General features: G+C 72.1%; 15 protein-coding genes. 11 read left to right on the top strand and 4 right to left on the bottom strand.

Features of this window, described 5'->3' with window-relative positions:
* The first annotated feature begins 1 nt into the window (after position 1).
* The 4 genes from ACXR8F_RS09425 (at position 2) to mshC (ending at position 3,448) form a co-directional block, all read left to right on the top strand.
* Positions 2 to 733, top strand: a complete 732-nt coding sequence (locus ACXR8F_RS09425) for an MSMEG_4193 family putative phosphomutase (protein ID WP_045188278.1) — start codon at positions 2 to 4, stop codon at positions 731 to 733.
* A 10-nt stretch (positions 734 to 743) separates the two neighbouring features.
* Positions 744 to 1,289: a DUF3090 domain-containing protein gene (locus ACXR8F_RS09430; protein ID WP_045188132.1), complete on the top strand. Its 546-nt coding sequence runs from the start codon at positions 744 to 746 to the stop codon at positions 1,287 to 1,289.
* A complete protein-coding gene (locus ACXR8F_RS09435) occupies positions 1,273 to 2,082 on the top strand; it encodes an SCO1664 family protein (RefSeq protein ID WP_458799937.1) in 810 nt (269 codons plus the stop codon). The genes ACXR8F_RS09430 and ACXR8F_RS09435 overlap by 17 nt, the downstream gene beginning before the upstream one ends.
* 109 nt (positions 2,083 to 2,191) lie before the next feature.
* Positions 2,192 to 3,448, top strand: coding sequence for a cysteine--1-D-myo-inosityl 2-amino-2-deoxy-alpha-D-glucopyranoside ligase (gene mshC / locus ACXR8F_RS09440; RefSeq protein WP_045188128.1), 1,257 nt, complete (start codon positions 2,192 to 2,194; stop codon positions 3,446 to 3,448).
* Positions 3,449 to 3,518: 70 nt separating this feature from the next.
* Here mshC and ACXR8F_RS09445 read toward each other — a convergent pair whose 3' ends face one another.
* Complete coding sequence (locus tag ACXR8F_RS09445) at positions 3,519 to 4,373, bottom strand: PAC2 family protein (RefSeq protein ID WP_045188126.1); 855 nt, start codon at positions 4,371 to 4,373, stop codon at positions 3,519 to 3,521.
* 207 nt (positions 4,374 to 4,580) lie between these two features.
* On the opposite strand from ACXR8F_RS09445, the gene metH reads away from it, so the two are divergent.
* Entirely contained in the window at positions 4,581 to 8,363 is a 3,783-nt protein-coding gene (metH, locus tag ACXR8F_RS09450; protein WP_045188124.1) for a methionine synthase, read from the top strand.
* 4 nt (positions 8,364 to 8,367) lie between these two features.
* The gene (locus ACXR8F_RS09455; protein WP_458799940.1) at positions 8,368 to 9,075 is read left to right on the top strand and encodes an HAD family hydrolase; all 708 of its coding nucleotides are present in this window, start codon (positions 8,368 to 8,370) and stop codon (positions 9,073 to 9,075) included.
* Between the two features lie 59 nt (positions 9,076 to 9,134).
* Here ACXR8F_RS09455 and ACXR8F_RS09460 read toward each other — a convergent pair whose 3' ends face one another.
* Complete coding sequence (locus tag ACXR8F_RS09460; RefSeq protein ID WP_458799942.1) at positions 9,135 to 9,998, bottom strand: LysR substrate-binding domain-containing protein; 864 nt, start codon at positions 9,996 to 9,998, stop codon at positions 9,135 to 9,137.
* A gap of 78 nt (positions 9,999 to 10,076) precedes the next feature.
* On the opposite strand from ACXR8F_RS09460, the gene ACXR8F_RS09465 reads away from it, so the two are divergent.
* The gene (locus tag ACXR8F_RS09465; protein ID WP_045188121.1) at positions 10,077 to 10,454 is read left to right on the top strand and encodes a DUF5997 family protein; all 378 of its coding nucleotides are present in this window, start codon (positions 10,077 to 10,079) and stop codon (positions 10,452 to 10,454) included.
* Between the two features lie 21 nt (positions 10,455 to 10,475).
* Here the strand turns inward: ACXR8F_RS09465 and ACXR8F_RS09470 are convergent, their stop codons facing one another.
* Positions 10,476 to 11,819 carry an aminotransferase-like domain-containing protein gene (locus ACXR8F_RS09470; protein ID WP_458800040.1) on the bottom strand — a complete coding sequence of 448 codons (1,344 nt, stop codon included), beginning with the start codon at positions 11,817 to 11,819 and terminating at the stop codon, positions 10,476 to 10,478.
* 69 nt (positions 11,820 to 11,888) lie between these two features.
* Between ACXR8F_RS09470 and ACXR8F_RS09475 the strand changes: the two genes are divergently transcribed.
* A complete protein-coding gene (locus tag ACXR8F_RS09475; RefSeq protein WP_458799944.1) occupies positions 11,889 to 13,391 on the top strand; it encodes a CoA-acylating methylmalonate-semialdehyde dehydrogenase in 1,503 nt (500 codons plus the stop codon).
* A 29-nt stretch (positions 13,392 to 13,420) separates the two neighbouring features.
* On the top strand, positions 13,421 to 14,803 hold the full coding sequence (locus tag ACXR8F_RS09480) for an aminotransferase class III-fold pyridoxal phosphate-dependent enzyme (RefSeq protein WP_458799946.1): 1,383 nt from the start codon (positions 13,421 to 13,423) through the stop codon (positions 14,801 to 14,803).
* Between the two features lie 93 nt (positions 14,804 to 14,896).
* Here the strand turns inward: ACXR8F_RS09480 and ACXR8F_RS09485 are convergent, their stop codons facing one another.
* On the bottom strand, positions 14,897 to 15,736 hold the full coding sequence (locus ACXR8F_RS09485; RefSeq protein ID WP_045188115.1) for a RecB family exonuclease: 840 nt from the start codon (positions 15,734 to 15,736) through the stop codon (positions 14,897 to 14,899).
* A 129-nt stretch (positions 15,737 to 15,865) separates the two neighbouring features.
* On the opposite strand from ACXR8F_RS09485, the gene ACXR8F_RS09490 reads away from it, so the two are divergent.
* Together ACXR8F_RS09490 and ACXR8F_RS09495 are read left to right on the top strand one after the other, a co-directional pair.
* Entirely contained in the window at positions 15,866 to 17,011 is a 1,146-nt protein-coding gene (locus ACXR8F_RS09490) for a site-2 protease family protein (RefSeq protein WP_458799947.1), read from the top strand.
* A 138-nt stretch (positions 17,012 to 17,149) separates the two neighbouring features.
* Positions 17,150 to 17,578, top strand: coding sequence for a single-stranded DNA-binding protein (locus tag ACXR8F_RS09495; RefSeq protein ID WP_458799949.1), 429 nt, complete (start codon positions 17,150 to 17,152; stop codon positions 17,576 to 17,578).
* Positions 17,579 to 17,581 lie beyond the last annotated feature (3 nt).

Below are 17,581 nucleotides of genomic sequence, written 5' to 3' on the forward strand. Positions count from 1 at the left end.
CGTGCCAACCGTCCTCTTCGTGCGCCACGGCCGCTCGAGCGCCAACACCTCCGGCGTGCTCGCCGGGTGGATGCCGGGCGTCTTCCTCGACGAGACCGGCGAGGCGCAGGCGGCGGCCGTCGGCCAGCGCCTCGCGTCGGCGGTGCTGCCCGTCGCCGAGGTCGTCAGCTCGCCCCTCGACCGGTGCGTGCAGACCGCCGACCTGCTCGCCGCGGCGCTGCCCCGCCATGTCGCCCGCAGCGTGCACGACGGCTTCGGCGAGTGCCGCTACGGCGCCTGGACCGGGCGCCCCATCTCCGAGCTCGCCCGTGAGGAGCTCTGGAAGGTGGTGCAGGACCGGCCCAGCGAGGCACGCTTCCCCGACTCGGCGGCATACCCGGCGGAGTCGATGGTCGAGATGCAGGACCGGGCGCTGCGCGCCGTGCGCGAGACCGACGCCCGCATCCTCGAGACGCACGGCAAGGACGCCGTCTGGGTCGCCGTCTCGCACGGCGACGTCATCAAGTCGATCCTGTCGCACGCCACCGGGGCACACCTCGACGACTTCCAGCGCATCAACGTCGACCCGGCCTCGGTGAGCGTCGTGCGGTACACCAGCCGCAAGCCGTTCGTGCTGCGGCTCAACGACGTCGGGGGAGACCTCGCAGGCCTCCGCCCGCCCGAGAAGCCGGTCGCCGAGGAGGGCGACGCGGTCGTGGGCGGGGGCGCCGGCTCGCCCGGTGGCGTCGGATAGGGTCGAGTGCATGACGGTCCAGGACTTCGATCCCGCTGACCGGTTCGTGGCCGGGACGGTCGGCCCGGCCGGCCAGAGAGCCTTCTACCTGCAAGCGAGCGCGGGCCCGCGCATCGTCACCGTCGGGGTCGAGAAGCAGCAGGTGTCGATCCTCGCCGACCGCATCAACGACGTGCTCGACCAGCTGGCCCCGGTGGCCGCGGTGGAGCCCGGCGAGCCTGGCGGAGCCCCCGAGGACACCGAGCCGTTGCAGACCCCGTTCGACGAGGACTGGCGCGTGCAGACGCTCTCCCTCGCCTGGGACGAGGACCGCCAGAAGGTCGTCATCGAGTGCCACGACCACGACCCCGACGAGGTCGACGACGACACGGACGACGAGGTCGCGCCGCTCGCCCGCAACTCGATCCGGGTCAGCCTCGGCCCGGCCGAGGCACGCGCCTTCGCCCGCCGCACCAACGCCCTCGTCGCTGCCGGGCGCCCGCCGTGCCCGTTCTGCGGCAACCCGCTCGACCCCACGGGCCACGTCTGCCCGCGGGCCAATGGCTACAAGCGCTGAGCTGACGCCGTCGCCGGTCGACCTGACCGGCGAGATCGAGGTCGTCGGCCGCATCACCGACTCCTCCAACCTCGCCGTGCTGGCCACGGTCTCGACGCTGCCGGGTGGGCACGTCATCTACAAGCCGGTGCGCGGCGAGCGTCCGCTCTGGGACTTCCCCGAGGGAACGCTCGCGGGCCGGGAGGTGGCGGCCTGCGTCGTCTCGGAGCTCGGCGGCTGGGATGTCGTGCCACCGACGGTCATGCGTGACGGCCCGCTCGGCCCGGGCTCGGTCCAGCTGTGGATCGGCAACCCGTTCGACCCGGTGGCCGAAGACCGCGTGGTCGACCTCGTGCCCGAGGGGCGCACGCCCGACGGCTGGCGCGCCGTCCTCGACGGCGAGACGCCCGGCGGCGCGTCCGTGACCGTGGTGCACAGCGCGGCCGATGACGTGCGCTCGCTCGCCGTGCTGGACGCGGCCCTCAACAACTCTGATCGCAAGGGCTCGCACTGCCTGCGCGACGCCGACGGTCGGCTCTGGGCGATCGACCACGGGGTCACCTTCTCGCCGACTCCCAAGCTGCGCACGGTCCTCTGGGGCTGGGCCGGCGAGCCGTTCACCGAGGACGACACCCGCCGTCTGCGCCGGCTGCTGCGGGCCCTCGACGACGACGCAACGAGGGCGCGGCTCGACGACCTGCTGCCCGAGGGCGACCTCGAGGCGCTGGCGCGCCGGGTCGGGCGGCTCCTGGAGCGGGGTGTGCACCCGTTCCCCAGCCCCGACTGGCCCTCGGTGCCCTGGCCGCCGCTCTGAGCCGGACGGGCCGGACAGGCCGGACGAGGCTGCCGAGGCGCGCAGGCGTGCCTGCCCGACCCACGAACCCCGGGCGGGCCCTCGTGCTGCCGGGAGATACAGTCTCGGGGTGAGAAGCTGGCCGATGCCGTTCATCCCCCAGGTCCCCGGCAGTGCACCCGAGGTGCGGGTCCGCGACACGGCATCCGGCGAGCTCGTGCCCGCCGCCTCCGGTGACGACGTCACCCTCTACGTCTGCGGCATCACGCCCTACGACGCGACGCACCTCGGCCACGCCGCCACCTACGTCACCTTCGACCTGCTCGGCCGCGTGCTCCGCGACAGCGGCCACACGGTCCGCTACGTCCAGAACATCACCGACATCGATGACCCGCTGCTCGAGCGGGCCGAGCGCGACGGCGTCGACTGGCGCGACCTCGCCACCCGCGAGATCGCCCTCTTCCGCGAGGACATGACCGCGCTCGCCGTGATCCCGCCCGACGAGTACCTCGGTGCGGTCGAGAGCATCCCGACCTTCGTCGGCCCGATCGAGAAGCTCGTCGCGGACGGGTGGGCGTACGCCGTCGCCGCGCCCGACGCGTCCCGTGACGGAGCGCTGGACTACTACTTCGACGTCGCCAAGGACCCGCGGTTCGGGTCGGTGAGCCACCTCGACGAGGCCGGCATGCTCGAGGTCTTCGAGGAGCGCGGGGGAGACCCCGACCGCGCCGGCAAGCGCAACCGGCTCGACGCGCTGCTGTGGCGCGCCCACCGCGAGGGCGAGCCCGAGTGGGACGGCGGCTCGCTCGGCTCCGGCCGGCCCGGCTGGCACATCGAGTGCGCCTGCATCGCCCTGGACCACCTCGGCGTGCCCGTCGACGTGCAGGGCGGCGGCACCGACCTGATCTTCCCGCACCACGAGATGAGCGCCGCCCACGCTCGTGCCCTGAGCGGGTCGACCTCCTTCGCCGGAGCCTTCGTGCACCAGGGGATGGTCGGGCTCGACGGCGAGAAGATGAGCAAGAGCAAGGGCAACCTCGTCCTTGTCTCGACGCTGCGTCGTGAGGGCGTCGACCCGATGGCGATCCGTCTCGTCCTGCTGGCCCGCCACCACTCGCACGACTGGATCTACCAGGACGACCAGCTCGTCGAGGCGCAGCAGCGGCTCGACACGTGGCGGAAGGCGTTGTCCGGCAACGGCGGTCCCGTCGCCGACCAGACGGTCGACGACATCCGCGCGGCCCTGGCCGACGACCTCGACAGCCCGCGCGCGCTCGACGCCGTCGACCGGTGGGCCAGCCAGGCGCTCTCACGCGGCGGCGACGACCCGGGTGCACCCGGGGTGCTCGGTCGCGCCCTCGACGCCCTTCTCGGCGTCCGCCTCTAGCACATCGAGAGAACGCTCCGTCACCACCTTCACAGGGAGACGGAGCGTTCTCTCGATCGTAGGTTTCGGGTCAGCGGCCGGTCTGGTCGTCGTCGCGGCCGCGGAGGTAGCGCTCGAACTCGCGCGCGATCGCGTCACCGCTGGCCTCGGGGAGCTCCGCGGTGTCCTGCGCCTCCTCGAGGCTCTGGACGTACTCGGCGACCTCCTCGTCGGACTGGGCCAGCTCGTCGACGCCGCGCTCCCAGGCGCGGGCGTTCTCCTCGAGGTCGCCGTGCGGCACGGTGATGCCGAGCAGTGACTCGATGCGGCGCAGCAGGCTCAGGGTCGCCTTCGGCGACGGGGCTGCACCGGCGTAGTGCGGCACCGCGGCCCAGGCCGACACGGTCGGGATGCCGGCCTCGCTCGCGGTGTTGCTCAGCACGCCCACGATGCCCGTCGGGCCCTCGTAGCGGGAGGCCTCGACGTCGAAGCGGTGGATGGCCGCCTCGTCGTCGGCCGTCGCGGTCACCGGGATGGGTCGCGTGTGAGGCACGTCGGCGAGCAGCGCACCGACGGTGACGATGGTCGTGACGCCGAGCTGCTCGGCGAGCTCGAGCAACTCGATGCAGAAGGCCCGCCAGCGCATCGACGGCTCGATGCCCTGCACGAGCACGACGTCGCGGTCGAGGCCGGTCTCGGTGGCGACGAGGATGCGCGTCGTCGGCCACGACAGCAGACGCCGGCCGTCCTCGATGGAGACACGGGGACGGTTGACCTGGAAGTCGTAGTAGTCCTCGGGGTCGAAGGCGGCCACGACCTCGGCGTCCCACACCTCGGCCAGGTGCCGGACGGCGCTCGTGGCGGCCTCGCCGGCGTCGTTCCAGCCCTCGAAGGCCGCGATGAGCACCGGGTTGGTCAGCTCCGGCACGTCCTCGAACTCCAGCACGTCATCTCCTTCACCGTGGTCGCGCTCGCGTCCACCCCTTCAGCCTAGGACCTGCCGCCCTCACGGAGCCGGAGTCGCCGGAGCCGCCGGGCGCGCCGCCGGGGCTGCCCGCACTGCGGGCGGTGGCGCGGGCCCGGGCCCGAGGTCCGTAGACTCGGGGCGGTCCCGTCCGACGGCGCACACCCCGCGCCGCAGAGAGGAGCCATCGTGTCCTCGTCGCAGCAGCGACCTGATGCCACCGCGACCCTGAGCGAGATCCTCGGGCAGCGCATCATGATCCTCGACGGCGCCATGGGTACGGCGATCCAGCGCGACCGTCCCGACGAGGCCGGCTACCGCGGCGAGCGCTTCGCCGACTGGCCGAGTGACGTGCAGGGCAACAACGACCTGCTCACGCTGACGGCCCCGGAGATCATCGCCGGCATCCACCGCGAGTACCTCGAGGCCGGCGCCGACATCATCGAGACGAACACGTTCAACGCCAACGCGATCTCGCTGTCGGACTACGGCATGGAGGAGCTCGCCTACGAGCTCAACTTCGAGTCGGCCGCGTTGGCCCGCCGCGAGGCCGACGCGATGGCCGCGCGCACGCCCGGCCAGCCGCGTTTCGTCGCGGGGGCCCTCGGGCCCACCACGCGTACGGCCTCGATCTCGCCCGACGTCAACGACCCGGGCGCCCGCAACGTGTCCTACGACCAGCTCGTCGCCGCCTACCTCGAGGCCGCGCGCGGCCTCGTCGACGGTGGCAGCGACCTCATCTTCATCGAGACGATCTTCGACACCCTCAACGCCAAGGCGGCGATCTTCGCCGTCGAGACGCTCTTCGAGGAGCAGGGCCGGCGCTGGCCGGTCGTCGTCTCCGGCACGATCACCGACGCGTCCGGGCGCACCCTCTCGGGCCAGGTGACCGAGGCGTTCTGGGACTCCATCCGACACGTCTCGCCGCTCGCGGTCGGGCTCAACTGCGCCCTGGGCGCCAAGGAGATGCGGCCCTACATCGCCGAGATGGCGCGCATCGCGGACTCGTTCGTCTCCTGCTACCCGAACGCCGGCCTGCCCAACGCCTTCGGCGAGTACGACGAGGCGCCCGAGGAGACGGCGGCGATCATCGGCGAGTTCGCCGAGGCCGGGCTCGTCAATCTCGTCGGCGGCTGCTGCGGCACGACGCCCGAGCACATCGCGGCCATCGCCAAGGCCGTCGACGGCAAGCCCCGTCGCGAGTTCGGACCCATCCCGCCCGCCATGCGCCTGTCGGGGCTCGAGCCGTTCACCATCACCGAGGACAGCCTCTTCGTCAACGTCGGCGAGCGCACCAACATCACCGGGTCGGCCCGCTTCCGCACGCTGATCAAGGACGGCGACTACGACACCGCGCTGTCCGTCGCGGCCCAGCAGGTCGAGAGCGGCGCGCAGGTCATCGACGTCAACATGGACGAAGGCATGATCGACGGGGTCGCGGCGATGGACCGCTTCCTCAAGCTCGTCGCGAGCGAGCCCGACATCAGCCGCGTGCCGGTCATGGTCGACTCCTCGAAGTGGGAGGTCATCGAGGCCGGGCTCAAGTGCGTGCAGGGCAAGGCGATCGTCAACTCGATCTCGCTCAAGGAGGGGGAGGAGTCCTTCCTCGAGCACGCCCGACTCGTGCGCAAGTACGGCGCCGCCGCGGTCGTCATGGCCTTCGACGAGGACGGCCAGGCCGACTCGCTCGAGCGTCGCAAGCAGATCTGCTCCCGGGCGTACCGGCTGCTCACCGAGCAGGTCGGCTTCCCGGCCGAGGACATCATCTTCGACCCGAACGTCTTCGCCGTCGCCACGGGCATCGAGGAGCACGCCTCCTACGGCCTCGACTTCATCGAGGCCACCCGCTGGATCAAGGAGAACCTCCCGGGCGCCAAGGTGTCGGGCGGCATCTCCAACGTCTCGTTCAGCTTCCGCGGCAACAACCCCGTGCGCGAGGCCATCCACGCCGTGTTCCTCTACCACGCGATCGCCGCGGGCCTCGACATGGGCATCGTCAACGCGGGCGCCCTGGCCGTCTACGACGAGGTCGACCCCGAGCTGCGTGACCGCATCGAGGACGTCATCCTCAACCGCCGTCCCGACGCCGCCGAGCGGCTCCTCGAGATCGCCGAGGAGTACAACAAGACCGGCGCGGCCGCCGAGGTCAGCGAAGAGGAGTGGCGCGCCCTGCCGCTGGGCGAACGCATCACGCACTCGCTCGTGAAGGGCATCGACGCCCACATCCAGGACGACACCGAGCTGCTGCGCGCCGAGATCGCCGAGCGGGGCGGTCGGCCCATCGAGGTCATCGAGGGCCCGCTCATGGACGGCATGAACGTCGTCGGCGACCTCTTCGGCTCGGGCAAGATGTTCCTCCCGCAGGTCGTCAAGAGCGCCCGCGTCATGAAGAAGGCCGTCGCCTACCTCATCCCGTTCATCGAGGAGGAGAAGGCCGACGACCCCGAGCTGGCGAAGCAGAAGGACACCAACGGCACCATCGTCATGGCCACGGTCAAGGGCGACGTCCACGACATCGGCAAGAACATCGTCGGCGTCGTGCTCCAGTGCAACAACTACGAGGTCATCGACCTCGGGGTGATGGTGCCCGCGCAGAAGATCCTCGACGCAGCCAAGGAGCACGACGCCGACATCATCGGCCTCTCCGGCCTGATCACCCCGTCGCTCGACGAGATGGTCGGCTTCGCCGCCGAGATGCAGCGCCAGGGCCTCACGATCCCGCTCCTCATCGGCGGGGCGACGACCTCGCGCGCCCACACGGCCGTCAAGGTCGACCAGCGCTACGACGGCCCCGTCGTGTGGGTCAAGGACGCGTCACGCTCGGTGCCGACCGCGGCCGCCCTGCTCAGCGACGAGCTGCGCCCCAAGCTGCTCGCCAAGGTCAAGGACGACTACGATGCGCTGCGCGCCAGGCACGCGACGAAGCAGGACCGCCCCCTGGTGACGCTCGAGCAGGCCCGCGAGCGGCGCAGCGAGATCGACTGGTCCGGCTACCACCCGCCGCACCCGCACCTGCTGCTGCAGCAGGACCACGACGTCTCGTCCATCACGCGGTCGCACCGGGCGTCCCAGCACGTCAAGGTCTTCCACGACTACCCGCTGGGCGAGCTGCGCCGCTACATCGACTGGCAGCCCTTCTTCAACGCCTGGGAGCTCAAGGGCAGCTTTCCCGACATCCTCAACAACCCGGCCAGCGGCCAGGCGGCCCGCAAGCTCTACGACGACGCGCAGGCCATGCTCGACCGCATCGTCGAGGAGCGCTGGCTGCGTGCCAACGGCGTCATCGGCTTCTGGCCGGCGAACTCGACGGGCGACGACATCGAGGTCTACCTCGACGACGAGCGCACCAAGCCGCTGGCGGTGCTGCACCACCTGCGCCAGCAGGGCGACCACCGTGCGGGGGTGCCGAACCGCTCGCTCGCCGACTACGTCGCCCCCACGGGCAGGCGCGACTGGATCGGCGGCTTCGCCGTGACGGCCGGCCTCGGCAGCCAGGAGAAGGTCGCCGAGTTCCGCGCCTCCCTCGACGACTACGACGCGATCCTGCTCGAGTCGCTCGCCGACCGGCTCGCCGAGGCGTTCGCCGAGCGCATGCACGAACGCGTGCGCAAGGAGTTCTGGGGCTACGCGCCCGACGAGCACCTCGACAACGTCGCGCTCATCAAGGAGCAGTACGCCGGCATCCGCCCGGCTCCCGGCTACCCCGCGTGCCCCGAGCACACCGAGAAGCAGACGCTGTGGAGCCTGCTCGACGTCGAGGCCAACACGGGCATGACCCTCACCGAGAGCATGGCCATGGCGCCGGGCGCGTCCGTGTCGGGCTGGTACTTCTCGCACCCGCAGTCCCAGTACTTCGTCGTCGGCCGCCTCGGCCGCGACCAGGTGCAGGACTACGCCGACCGCAAGGGCTGGACGCTCGCCGAGGCCGAGCGCTGGTTGTCCGCCAACCTCGCCTACGACCCGGAGGACTGACCCGGTGACCCTCTCGCAGGCCGCGACCGCCGACAGCGCCGCGCCGACCTATCCCGCCGCCGTCCTGTGGGACATGGACGGCACGCTCGTCGACACCGAGCCGTACTGGATCCAGGCCGAGCACGAGCTCGTCGCCGAGCACGGCGGGGTGTGGAACGACGAGTTCGCCCACAAGCTCGTGGGCAACGCGCTCGAGGTCTCGGCACAGCTGATCATCGACCAGTCCGGCATCGCGCTCACGGTGCCGGAGATCATCGACGCCCTGCTCGGACGCGTCATCGCGCAGGTCGAGCGACGAGTCCCGTGGCGTCCCGGCGCGCGCGAGCTGCTGCTCGAGCTCGGCGAGCTGGGCGTGCCGAGCCTGCTGGTCACCATGTCGTGGCGGTCCCTCGCCGACATGGTGGTCGGCCGGCTGCCCGAAGGTGCCTTCCAGGCCCTCGTCACCGGTGACGAGGTGAGCCACGGCAAGCCGCACCCCGAGCCCTACCTGGCAGCGGCACGTCTCGTCGGGGCTGACCCCGCCGACTGCATCGCGATCGAGGACTCCCCTGCGGGAGTGCGCTCGGCCACCGCGGCCGGGGTGCCGACCATCGCGATCCCGCACGTCGTGCCGGTGCCACAGGTCGAGGGAGCGGTGCACATCGACACGCTCGCGGGCGTCTCGGCTGCCGACCTCACCCGGATCGTGGCGGGGGCGCGGGCGGGGCACTGAGGCGACCCCGAGGCGACCCTGAGCAGTCCCGGCAGCCCCGCAGTTCCGGCGTCCCTGCCTCAGCGGCCCTTACGCCGGCCGCGTCCCCCACCTGCGCCGCCGCGCCCTCGATGAGTGTTGCCGCCGGCCGAGCCCTTCGACCCGCCCGGGCGCTGACGCGTACGCGGGTGGCGGGCGCCGTCGTGTCCGCCGCCCTTGCGCGTGGAGCCGTCCCGACCGTCCTTGGCGGCCTTTCCACCAGCGGTCCCATCTCCGTTGCCGGTTGGGGACGAGGCCGCCGGACCGCGGGTGCTCCGCTCGGTGCGGCCGCGCACGATGCCGATGAACTCCTCGAGGCGCGGGTCGTCGTCGTCGACCCGCCAAGCGAGTCCCACTCGTGACGGGGCCACGCCGACGACGGGCCGGTGCACGACGTCCTTACGGTGGTGCACGCGAGCCACCGACAGCGGCACGATGACGATGCCGGAACCACTGGCCACGACCGAGATGGCCTGCTTCGCCGACATGGCCGGCATCGCGGCCGACCGCTCGCGGGTCTCCGGCGTCGCAGCCGCCGCCCACTCGGGCACTGCGTCCGGCTGCTGCATCAGCACCTCGGTCGCGAGGTCGGCGACGTCCACCTCGTCGAACGCCGCGACGACGTGCTCCTTCGCCACCACGACCACCGGGACCTCCTCGTAGAGCGGGATGACGTGCAGGCCGTCCTTGTCGACGGGAAGACGCAGCAGCGCCATCGACGCGGTGCGCGAGTGGAGGTGCGCGACGGCGTCGGCATCGTCGACCGGGACGGCCTCGATGGGGGAGTCCGGCAGACGCCGCCCCCAGATCCGCAGCCACTTGTCGGGTGTGACGCCGGGGACGAACTCGACCCGGAAGGGCGCGCCGTCGCCCGGCCGGTTCGTGGGTTCCTCTCCTGCAGGCACCACCCGAGCGTAGAGGACCGGCGCCGCCCGAAGCCGACGGCGTCACGACGCCCGTCGGGTACGCCCTAGGCTTGGCCCATGCCTTCGCCCAAGTCCCAGACGATGAAGCCCCAGACGGCCGCGAAGAAGCTCGGCGTCCTGCTGTCGGAGACCCCTGCGGACTTCCAGGACGGCGTCGTCAGCCGTGACGAGCTCAACGCGCTGCAGGCCGAGCCGCCCGAGTGGCTCGCCTCGCTGCGTCGCAACGGGCCGCACACCCGTCAGGAGACCGCGCGTCGCCTCGGGATCTCGGGCAGCGGGCTCGTGCGCGCCGGCGTCGGTGAGCACCTGACGACCGAGCAGATCAAGGCACTCCTCGACGAGATGCCCGACTGGCTGGTCGCCGAGCGTGACATCCTCGCGCAGGTGCGCGCCGAGGACGCACGTGTCAAGGCCCGCAACGCCGAGCGCGCCTGAGCAGCAAAGAGGTTCGCTTCCTCAGCGGTGCTGGGCGGTCCAGGCGCCCACCGTCGCGGCCTCGGCGACGAGGTCGGCGACCTCGACGTGGTCGTGCCGCACCAGTCCCGTCGTGACCCGGACGTGGCCCGCCGGGCCGCTGACCGGCTCCACGGAGAAGGGCGAGCCCGGCGTCACGGCGATGCCGTGGCTGGCGAGCCGCAGGACGGCTGCCGCCTCGTCGCGCACGGGCACCCAGATGTTGAGCCCGTCCGACCCCGGGACGGGGATGCCGTGCTCGGCGAGCCGCGTGACGACGAGCTCACGGCGGCGCGCGTACTCCGCTCTGGCAGAGGCGATCTGGCGAGTGCACGCCTCGTCCTTGAGCAGTCCGGCGAGCACTCGTTGGAGCAGGCGGCTGGTCCAGCCCTGGCCGAGGGCGCGCGCGTGCCGCACCGGGGCGAGCAGGGCGCCGGGTCCGCTCACTGCGGCGATGCGCAGGTCGGGACCGTGCGACTTGCTGAAGCTGCGGATGTGGAGCACCTGGTCGGGGATCCACGCGCCGAGGCTGATCGGTGACGACGACGAGATCGGCCCGCTGGAGTCGTCCTCGATGACGATGCAGTCGCGGCCCTTCAACAGCGTGGCGAGGCGACGGGCCCGGGTCGGTGACATGGAGATCCCCGTGGGGTTCTGACCCCGTGGCTGCACCACGACGGCAACCGGGCGGCGGGGGAGCAGCGCCTCGACGCGGTCGAGGTCGATCCCCGTCTCGTCGAGCGGGACCCCGACGACGTCGACGCCGCGGTCCTCCAACAGGTCGAGGAGCGGAGGGAACCCGGGGTTCTCGACCAGCACCAGGTCGCCCGGCCGGAGCGTCGCGCGGGTGACGAGGTCGAGCGCGTCCATGGCGCCGTCGACGACGAGCAGGTCCTCCGCGGCATACGGCCAGTCGCGCCGCAGCTCGGTCCGCAGCTCGTCCAGCACCGGGTCGTCGAGGTAGCTGCTCGGTGTGGCGGGGTCGTCGAGGCGGGCCAGCACCGTGTGCAGGGACGGCAGCAGCAGGCCGTCGGGGATGCCGGTCGACAGGTCGAGGCTGACGGGTGACTCGTGGCGCAGGGCGCGGCTGTAGCGCTCACCGCCGCGTGTCGTCGGGGCGACGGTGGTGCCGCGCCGTCCGTCGGAGCGGATGGTGCCGGAGCGGGCGAGCAGCTGCCAGGCGGCGCTGACCGTCGTCGGCGACATCATCAGCTCCTCCGCCACCCGTCGGATCGGTGGCAGCTGGTCGCCGGGCAGGAGCGTCGCGTCGCGGATGGCCCGCGACACCGCTTGGGCCAGCCCCTTGGCGGTGGGCGCGTCGAGGCGCTCCTCGATGGCCGAGATCATCGCTCGCACGTTCGTAACATAGCAATGAGCGCTTTGTATGGTGCAAGACTGGAACGTAATGTTGCGGGCATGACGACGCCCACCGTGACGACCATCGACCACTGGATCCAGGGGGCGCGCGTGCCCGGCACCTCCGGCCGCACCGCACGCGTGCACGACCCCGCCACGGGGCGGCAGACCGGCGAGGTCGCCCTGGCCTCGGCCGCCGAGGTGGATGCCGCCGTCAAGACCGCTGCCGCCGCGAGCCGGGAGTGGCGCGCGAGCTCGCTGTCGAAGCGGGCGGCCATCCTCTTCGCCTTCCGCGAGCTGCTCCACACCCACACCGACGAGCTGGCCGCGATCGTCACGGCCGAGCACGGCAAGGTGCTCTCCGACGCCGTCGGCGAGATCGCCCGCGGGCTCGAGAACGTCGAGTTCGCCACCGGCGTCCCGCAGCTGCTCAAGGGCGGCTTCTCCGAGCAGGCCGCCTCCGGCGTCGACGTCTACAGCATCCGCCAGCCCCTCGGCGTCGTCGCGGGCATCACGCCCTTCAACTTCCCGGTCATGGTGCCGCTCTGGATGTGCGCCAACGCCATCGCCTGCGGCAACACGTTCGTGCTCAAGCCCAGCGAGAAGGATCCGTCTGCCTCGCTGTTCCTCGCCGAGCTCTGGAAGCGCGCCGGACTGCCCGACGGCGTCTTCACGGTCGTGCACGGCGACAAGGAGGCCGTGGACGCGCTGCTCGACCACGACGACGTCGCCGCGATCAGCTTCGTCGGCTCGACCCCGATCGCGAAGTACATCTACGAGCGCGGCACCGCCAACGGCAAGCGCGTCCAGGCCCTCGGCGGGGCGAAGAACCACGCCCTCGTGCTCCCCGACGCCGACATCGACATGGCGGCCGACGCGATCGTGTCGGCCGCCTACGGCGCGGCCGGCGAGCGATGCATGGCGCTGTCCGTCGCCGTCGCGGTCGGCGGCATCGGTGACGAGCTGGTGCGGGCCGTCTCCGACCGACTGCCCGCGCTGAAGGTCGGACCCGGCTCCGCCGAGGGCACCGACATGGGCCCGCTCATCACGGCCGAGCACCGCGACAAGGTGGCCGGCTACGTCGCGGAGGGCGCCGCGGCCGGCGCCACCGTCGTCGTCGACGGCCGCGAGCAGGACGTGCCGACCGACGGCTTCTTCCTCGGCATGACACTGCTCGACGGCGTGACGCCCGACATGACCGTCTACCGCGACGAGATCTTCGGACCCGTGCTCTCCGTCGTACGCGTCGACACGTACGACGAGGGGCTGGCCCTCATCAACCGCAACCAGTACGCCAACGGCACCGCCATCTTCACCCGCGACGGCGGGGCGGCCCGCCGCTTCCAGAACGAGGTCGAGGTCGGCATGGTCGGCATCAACGTGCCGATCCCCGTCCCCGTCGCGTACTACTCGTTCGGCGGCTGGAAGGACTCCCTCTTCGGTGACACGCACATGTACGGCCCCGAGGGGATCAGCTTCTACACGCGCGGCAAGGTCGTCACGCAGCGCTGGCCCGACCCGGCGACGTCCACCGTCGACCTCGGCTTCCCGCGAACCCGCTGACCGCGCCGACAGACAGGAGCATCCCCACCATGACCGACCTGGACCGCCGGACCGTCGTCAAGGACCTGCTCGACCAGATGGGCGAGGACGAGGTGCGCGCGCTCGACCGCGCCCACGTCTTCCACTCGTGGTCGGCGCAGGGGCTCATCGACCCCCTGCCGATCGCGCGCGCCGAAGGCTCGTACTTCTGGGACTACCAGGGCAAGCGCTACCTCGACTTCAGCAGCCAGCTCGTCAACGTCAACATCGGCTACAACCACCCCAAGGTCGTCGCCGCGATCCAGGAGCAGGCCGGCCGGCTCGCGACCATCCAGCCCTCCTTCGCCAACGACGCGCGCAGCGAGGCGGCCCGGCTCATCACCGAGGTCGCCCCCGACGGGCTCTCGGCCGTGTTCTTCACCAACGGCGGCGCCGAGGCCAACGAGAACGCGATGCGGATGGCGCGCCTGCACACCGGGCGCCACAAGGTGCTGGCCACCTACCGCAGCTACCACGGCGCGACCGCCGGCTCGATCACCCTCACCGGCGACCCACGACGCTGGCCCTCCGAGCCCGGCTACCCCGGGGTCGTGCACTTCTGGGGTCCCTACACCTACCGCTCGGCCTTCCACGCCCAGGACGACGAGCAGGAGCGCGACCGAGCCCTCCAGCACCTGCGCGACACGATCATGGTCGAGGGTGCCCACACGATCGCCGCGATCATCCTCGAGACGGTCGTCGGCACCAACGGCATCCTCGTTCCGCCCGACGGCTACCTGCAGGGCGTGCGTGACCTGTGCGACGAGCACGGCATCATGCTCATCGCCGACGAGGTGATGGCCGGCTTCGGTCGGTGCGGCGAGTGGTTCGCGGTCGACCACTGGGGCGTGCGGCCCGACCTCATCACCTTCGCCAAGGGCGTCAACTCCGGCTACGTGCCGCTCGGAGGTGTCGTCATCTCCGACGAGATCCGCGCTACCTTCGACCAGCGTGCCTTCCCGGGCGGCCTCACCTACTCGGGCCACCCGCTCGCGTGCGCCTCGGCCGTTGCCTCGATCAACGCCTTCCGCGAGGAGGGCATCATCGAGAACGCGCGCACGCTGGGCAGCGACGTCATCGGCCCCCGACTGCGCGAGATCGCGGCGAAGCACCCGAGCGTCGGCGAGGTGCGTGGCCTCGGCGTCTTCTGGGCCGTCGAGCTCGTGCGCGACCGCGAGACCCGCGAGCCGCTGGTGCCCTACAACGCCGGCGGTGAGGCAGCCGCACCGATGGGCGCTTTCGCCGCCGCGTGCAAGGAGCGGGGCCTCTGGCCCTTCACCCACTTCAACCGCACGCACGTCGTGCCGCCGTGCACCACGACGCCGGCCGAGGCCGAGGAGGGGCTCGCCGTCCTCGACGAGGCCCTGTCGGTGGCCGACGAGTTCACCGTCTGACCCGCGGGAGAGGGGGGCGTATGCCGTCCGGCGCGGACCTGCGGGTCGGCACCGGACGGCATACGGCCCCGGGTGGCGCGAACGGGGCGGAGGTCAGGCGTCGATCTCGACGAGGCCGGTGACGGCGGGATCGACGGCGCGCTCGGCAGCGTCGACCGGCAGCGGCGGTGGGGTGCCGCCCCAGGCTGGGCACAGGGCGCGGTGCTCGCACCAGTCGCAGAGACGGCTCGGGCTCGGGCGCCAGTCGCCGGTGGTGGCTGCCCGCTCGATGGCGGTCCAGAGCGCCTTGACCTTGCGCTCGGTGCCGAGGAGGTCCTGCTCGTCGGGCTCGTAGGCGACGATCTCGCTGTTGCCGAGGTAGACGAGCTGGAGCCGCTTCGGGATGACGCCACGCTGACGCCACAGCACGAGCGCGTAGAACTTCATCTGGAACAGGGCCTTGGCCTCGAAGTGCTCGGAGGGCGAGCGCCCCGTCTTGTAGTCGACGACGCGCATCGCACCCCCCGGCGCCACGTCGAGGCGGTCGACGTAACCGCGCAGCACGAGGCCGTCGATCTCGGTCTCGACGTAGAGCTCGCGCTCGGCGGGCTCGAGCCGCGTGGGGTCCTCGAGGCCGAACCACGTCTGCAGCAGGGAGGCGGCGCCGGCGAACCACTCGTCGGTGCGGCCCTGCTGCTCGGCCAGCAGCTCGAGCATCGCCGGCTCCTCGTCGGCGAGCCGCTGCCACTCCTGCGGCACGAGGGCGACGGCGGCGTCGATGGTGCGCTCGGCGGCCGGGAGGTCGAAGAGCCGCTCGAGGACGGCGTGGACGAGCGTGCCCCGCGCTGTCGCCTGGGTGGGCGGCGACGGGAGCTTGTCGATGACCCGGAAGCGGTAGAGCATCGGGCACGACATGAAGTCGGAGGCCCGACTCGGGGACAGCGCTGAGACCATGGCCAGACTGTATGCCGCAGCGGCGACAGGGCCCCGACTCGACCCGGACTCGACCCGGACTCGACCCACAGGCGGCGCACGGGACCGGCACGGGCCGGGCTCGGCGGGGCAGGCCCTAGGGTTGAGGTCATGAGCACTCCCGCCCGCCGGAGCACCTCCCACGGGTGGCGGATCGGCAGCCTCGCCGGCACGCCGGTCTACCTCGGCCGCTCGTGGCCGGTCATCGCCGTGCTCATCGTCGTGGTGTTCGGTCCGAACCTCGCTCGCGCCGACCGCGGGCCGGCCTACGGCTACCTGCTCGCCGCGGGCTACGCCGTGCTGCTGCTCGTGTCGGTGCTCGTGCACGAGGCCGCCCACGCGCTCGCCGCGCAGTGGCGCGGCCACCCCGTGAGCCGCATCGTCGCCGACGTGTGGGGCGGCCACACCGTCTACGACGCCACGCGCACGTCCCCGAGCACGACGGCCATCGTCGCGGTCGTGGGGCCGCTGTCGAACCTGCTCCTCGCCGCCCTCGTCTGGGGCATCCGTGCGCTCACCACGAACGAGACCGCCCTCACGCTGCTCGGCATCGTCGCCTTCGCGAACCTGCTCGTGGGGTTGTTCAACCTGTTGCCCGGGCTGCCGCTCGACGGCGGCCAGATCGTCAGCGCGCTCGTGTGGCGCGCGACGGGCAGCAAGGGACGAGGCCTGGTGGCCGCCGGCTGGCTCGGGCGCGTCGTCGCGGTGCTCACGGTGGCCTGGTTCGCCCTGCGGCCCCTCGTCGAAGGGCGCTCGTCGGACATCTTCGGGATCGTGTGGCCGGTGGCGATCGCGTTCTTCCTGTGGCAGGGCGCGTCGGCTGCCGTCCAGACCGGGCGCATCCACGAGGTCACGTCCGGTCTCGCGACCGAGGTGCTCGAGCCCTTGGTGCTCGTCGCCGGAAGCACCCCCGTCTCCGAGGTCCAGACGGCGGTGGCGCAGGGTGCGCACGTGGCTGCCGCCGACCCCGCCGGGTGGCCGCTGGGACTGGTGGACGCCGAGTCCGCCGTGCGGGTGCCGGCAGAGGCACGCGGCCGCACGGCCGTCGCCTCGGTCACCATCGCCCAGCCCACGGCATGGGTGGTGGCCCTGGCCGCCGACGCGGCCCTGACCGACCTCATCCGGGTGATGAGCGAACGCGACCTCTCGCAGGCCGTCGTCATCGATGACGACACGCGTGACGTGCGGGGCCTGGCCACGGCAGAGCGCATCAACGCGGTGGTCGGTGCCGAGCTCGGACGCCGCGGTCGTCGCTGAGGGTCTGTCTCCCGCTCCGTCCACACCCCCTCTGCTCAGGGTGCTGTCGTCCACAGGACGCCCGAGAGCGGTGCGCCGCGTGCGTGCCGTGGGCCAGCGTGGGGCCAGTGCCCGAGGGTCGGGCCGGAGGGAGTGACCATGGGCACGAGCAGGACCGCCACCGCGACGGTCGGAGGGGCGGCGGCCGCGGCGGCGAGCGCCGCAGCAGTCGGACGCAACGAGGTCGTCCTCGCCGGACGGGTCGCGGCTGCCGCCGAGGAGCGCGAGCTGCCGAGCGGCGACCGGATCGCGACCCTACGACTGGTCGTGCCTCGAGCAGACCCACCACGTCGGCGCAAGGACGCGGGGGAGGGGGCGCGCCGGGCCACCGTCGACACGATCGACGTGGTGTGCTGGACGGCCGCCACGCGTCGCACCGCCCTGCGCCTGCAGGCGGACGACCAGGTCGAGCTGGAGGGCGCGCTGCGGCGCCGGTTCTTCGGGGGTCCCGGCGGCCGCCTGAGCCGCTACGAGGTGGAGGCGAGCGCGCTCCGACGCGTGTCCGGGAGCCGCTCCGTGGGCACCTAGACT

It is taken from the genome of Terrabacter sp. AAH1, assembly GCF_054456855.1.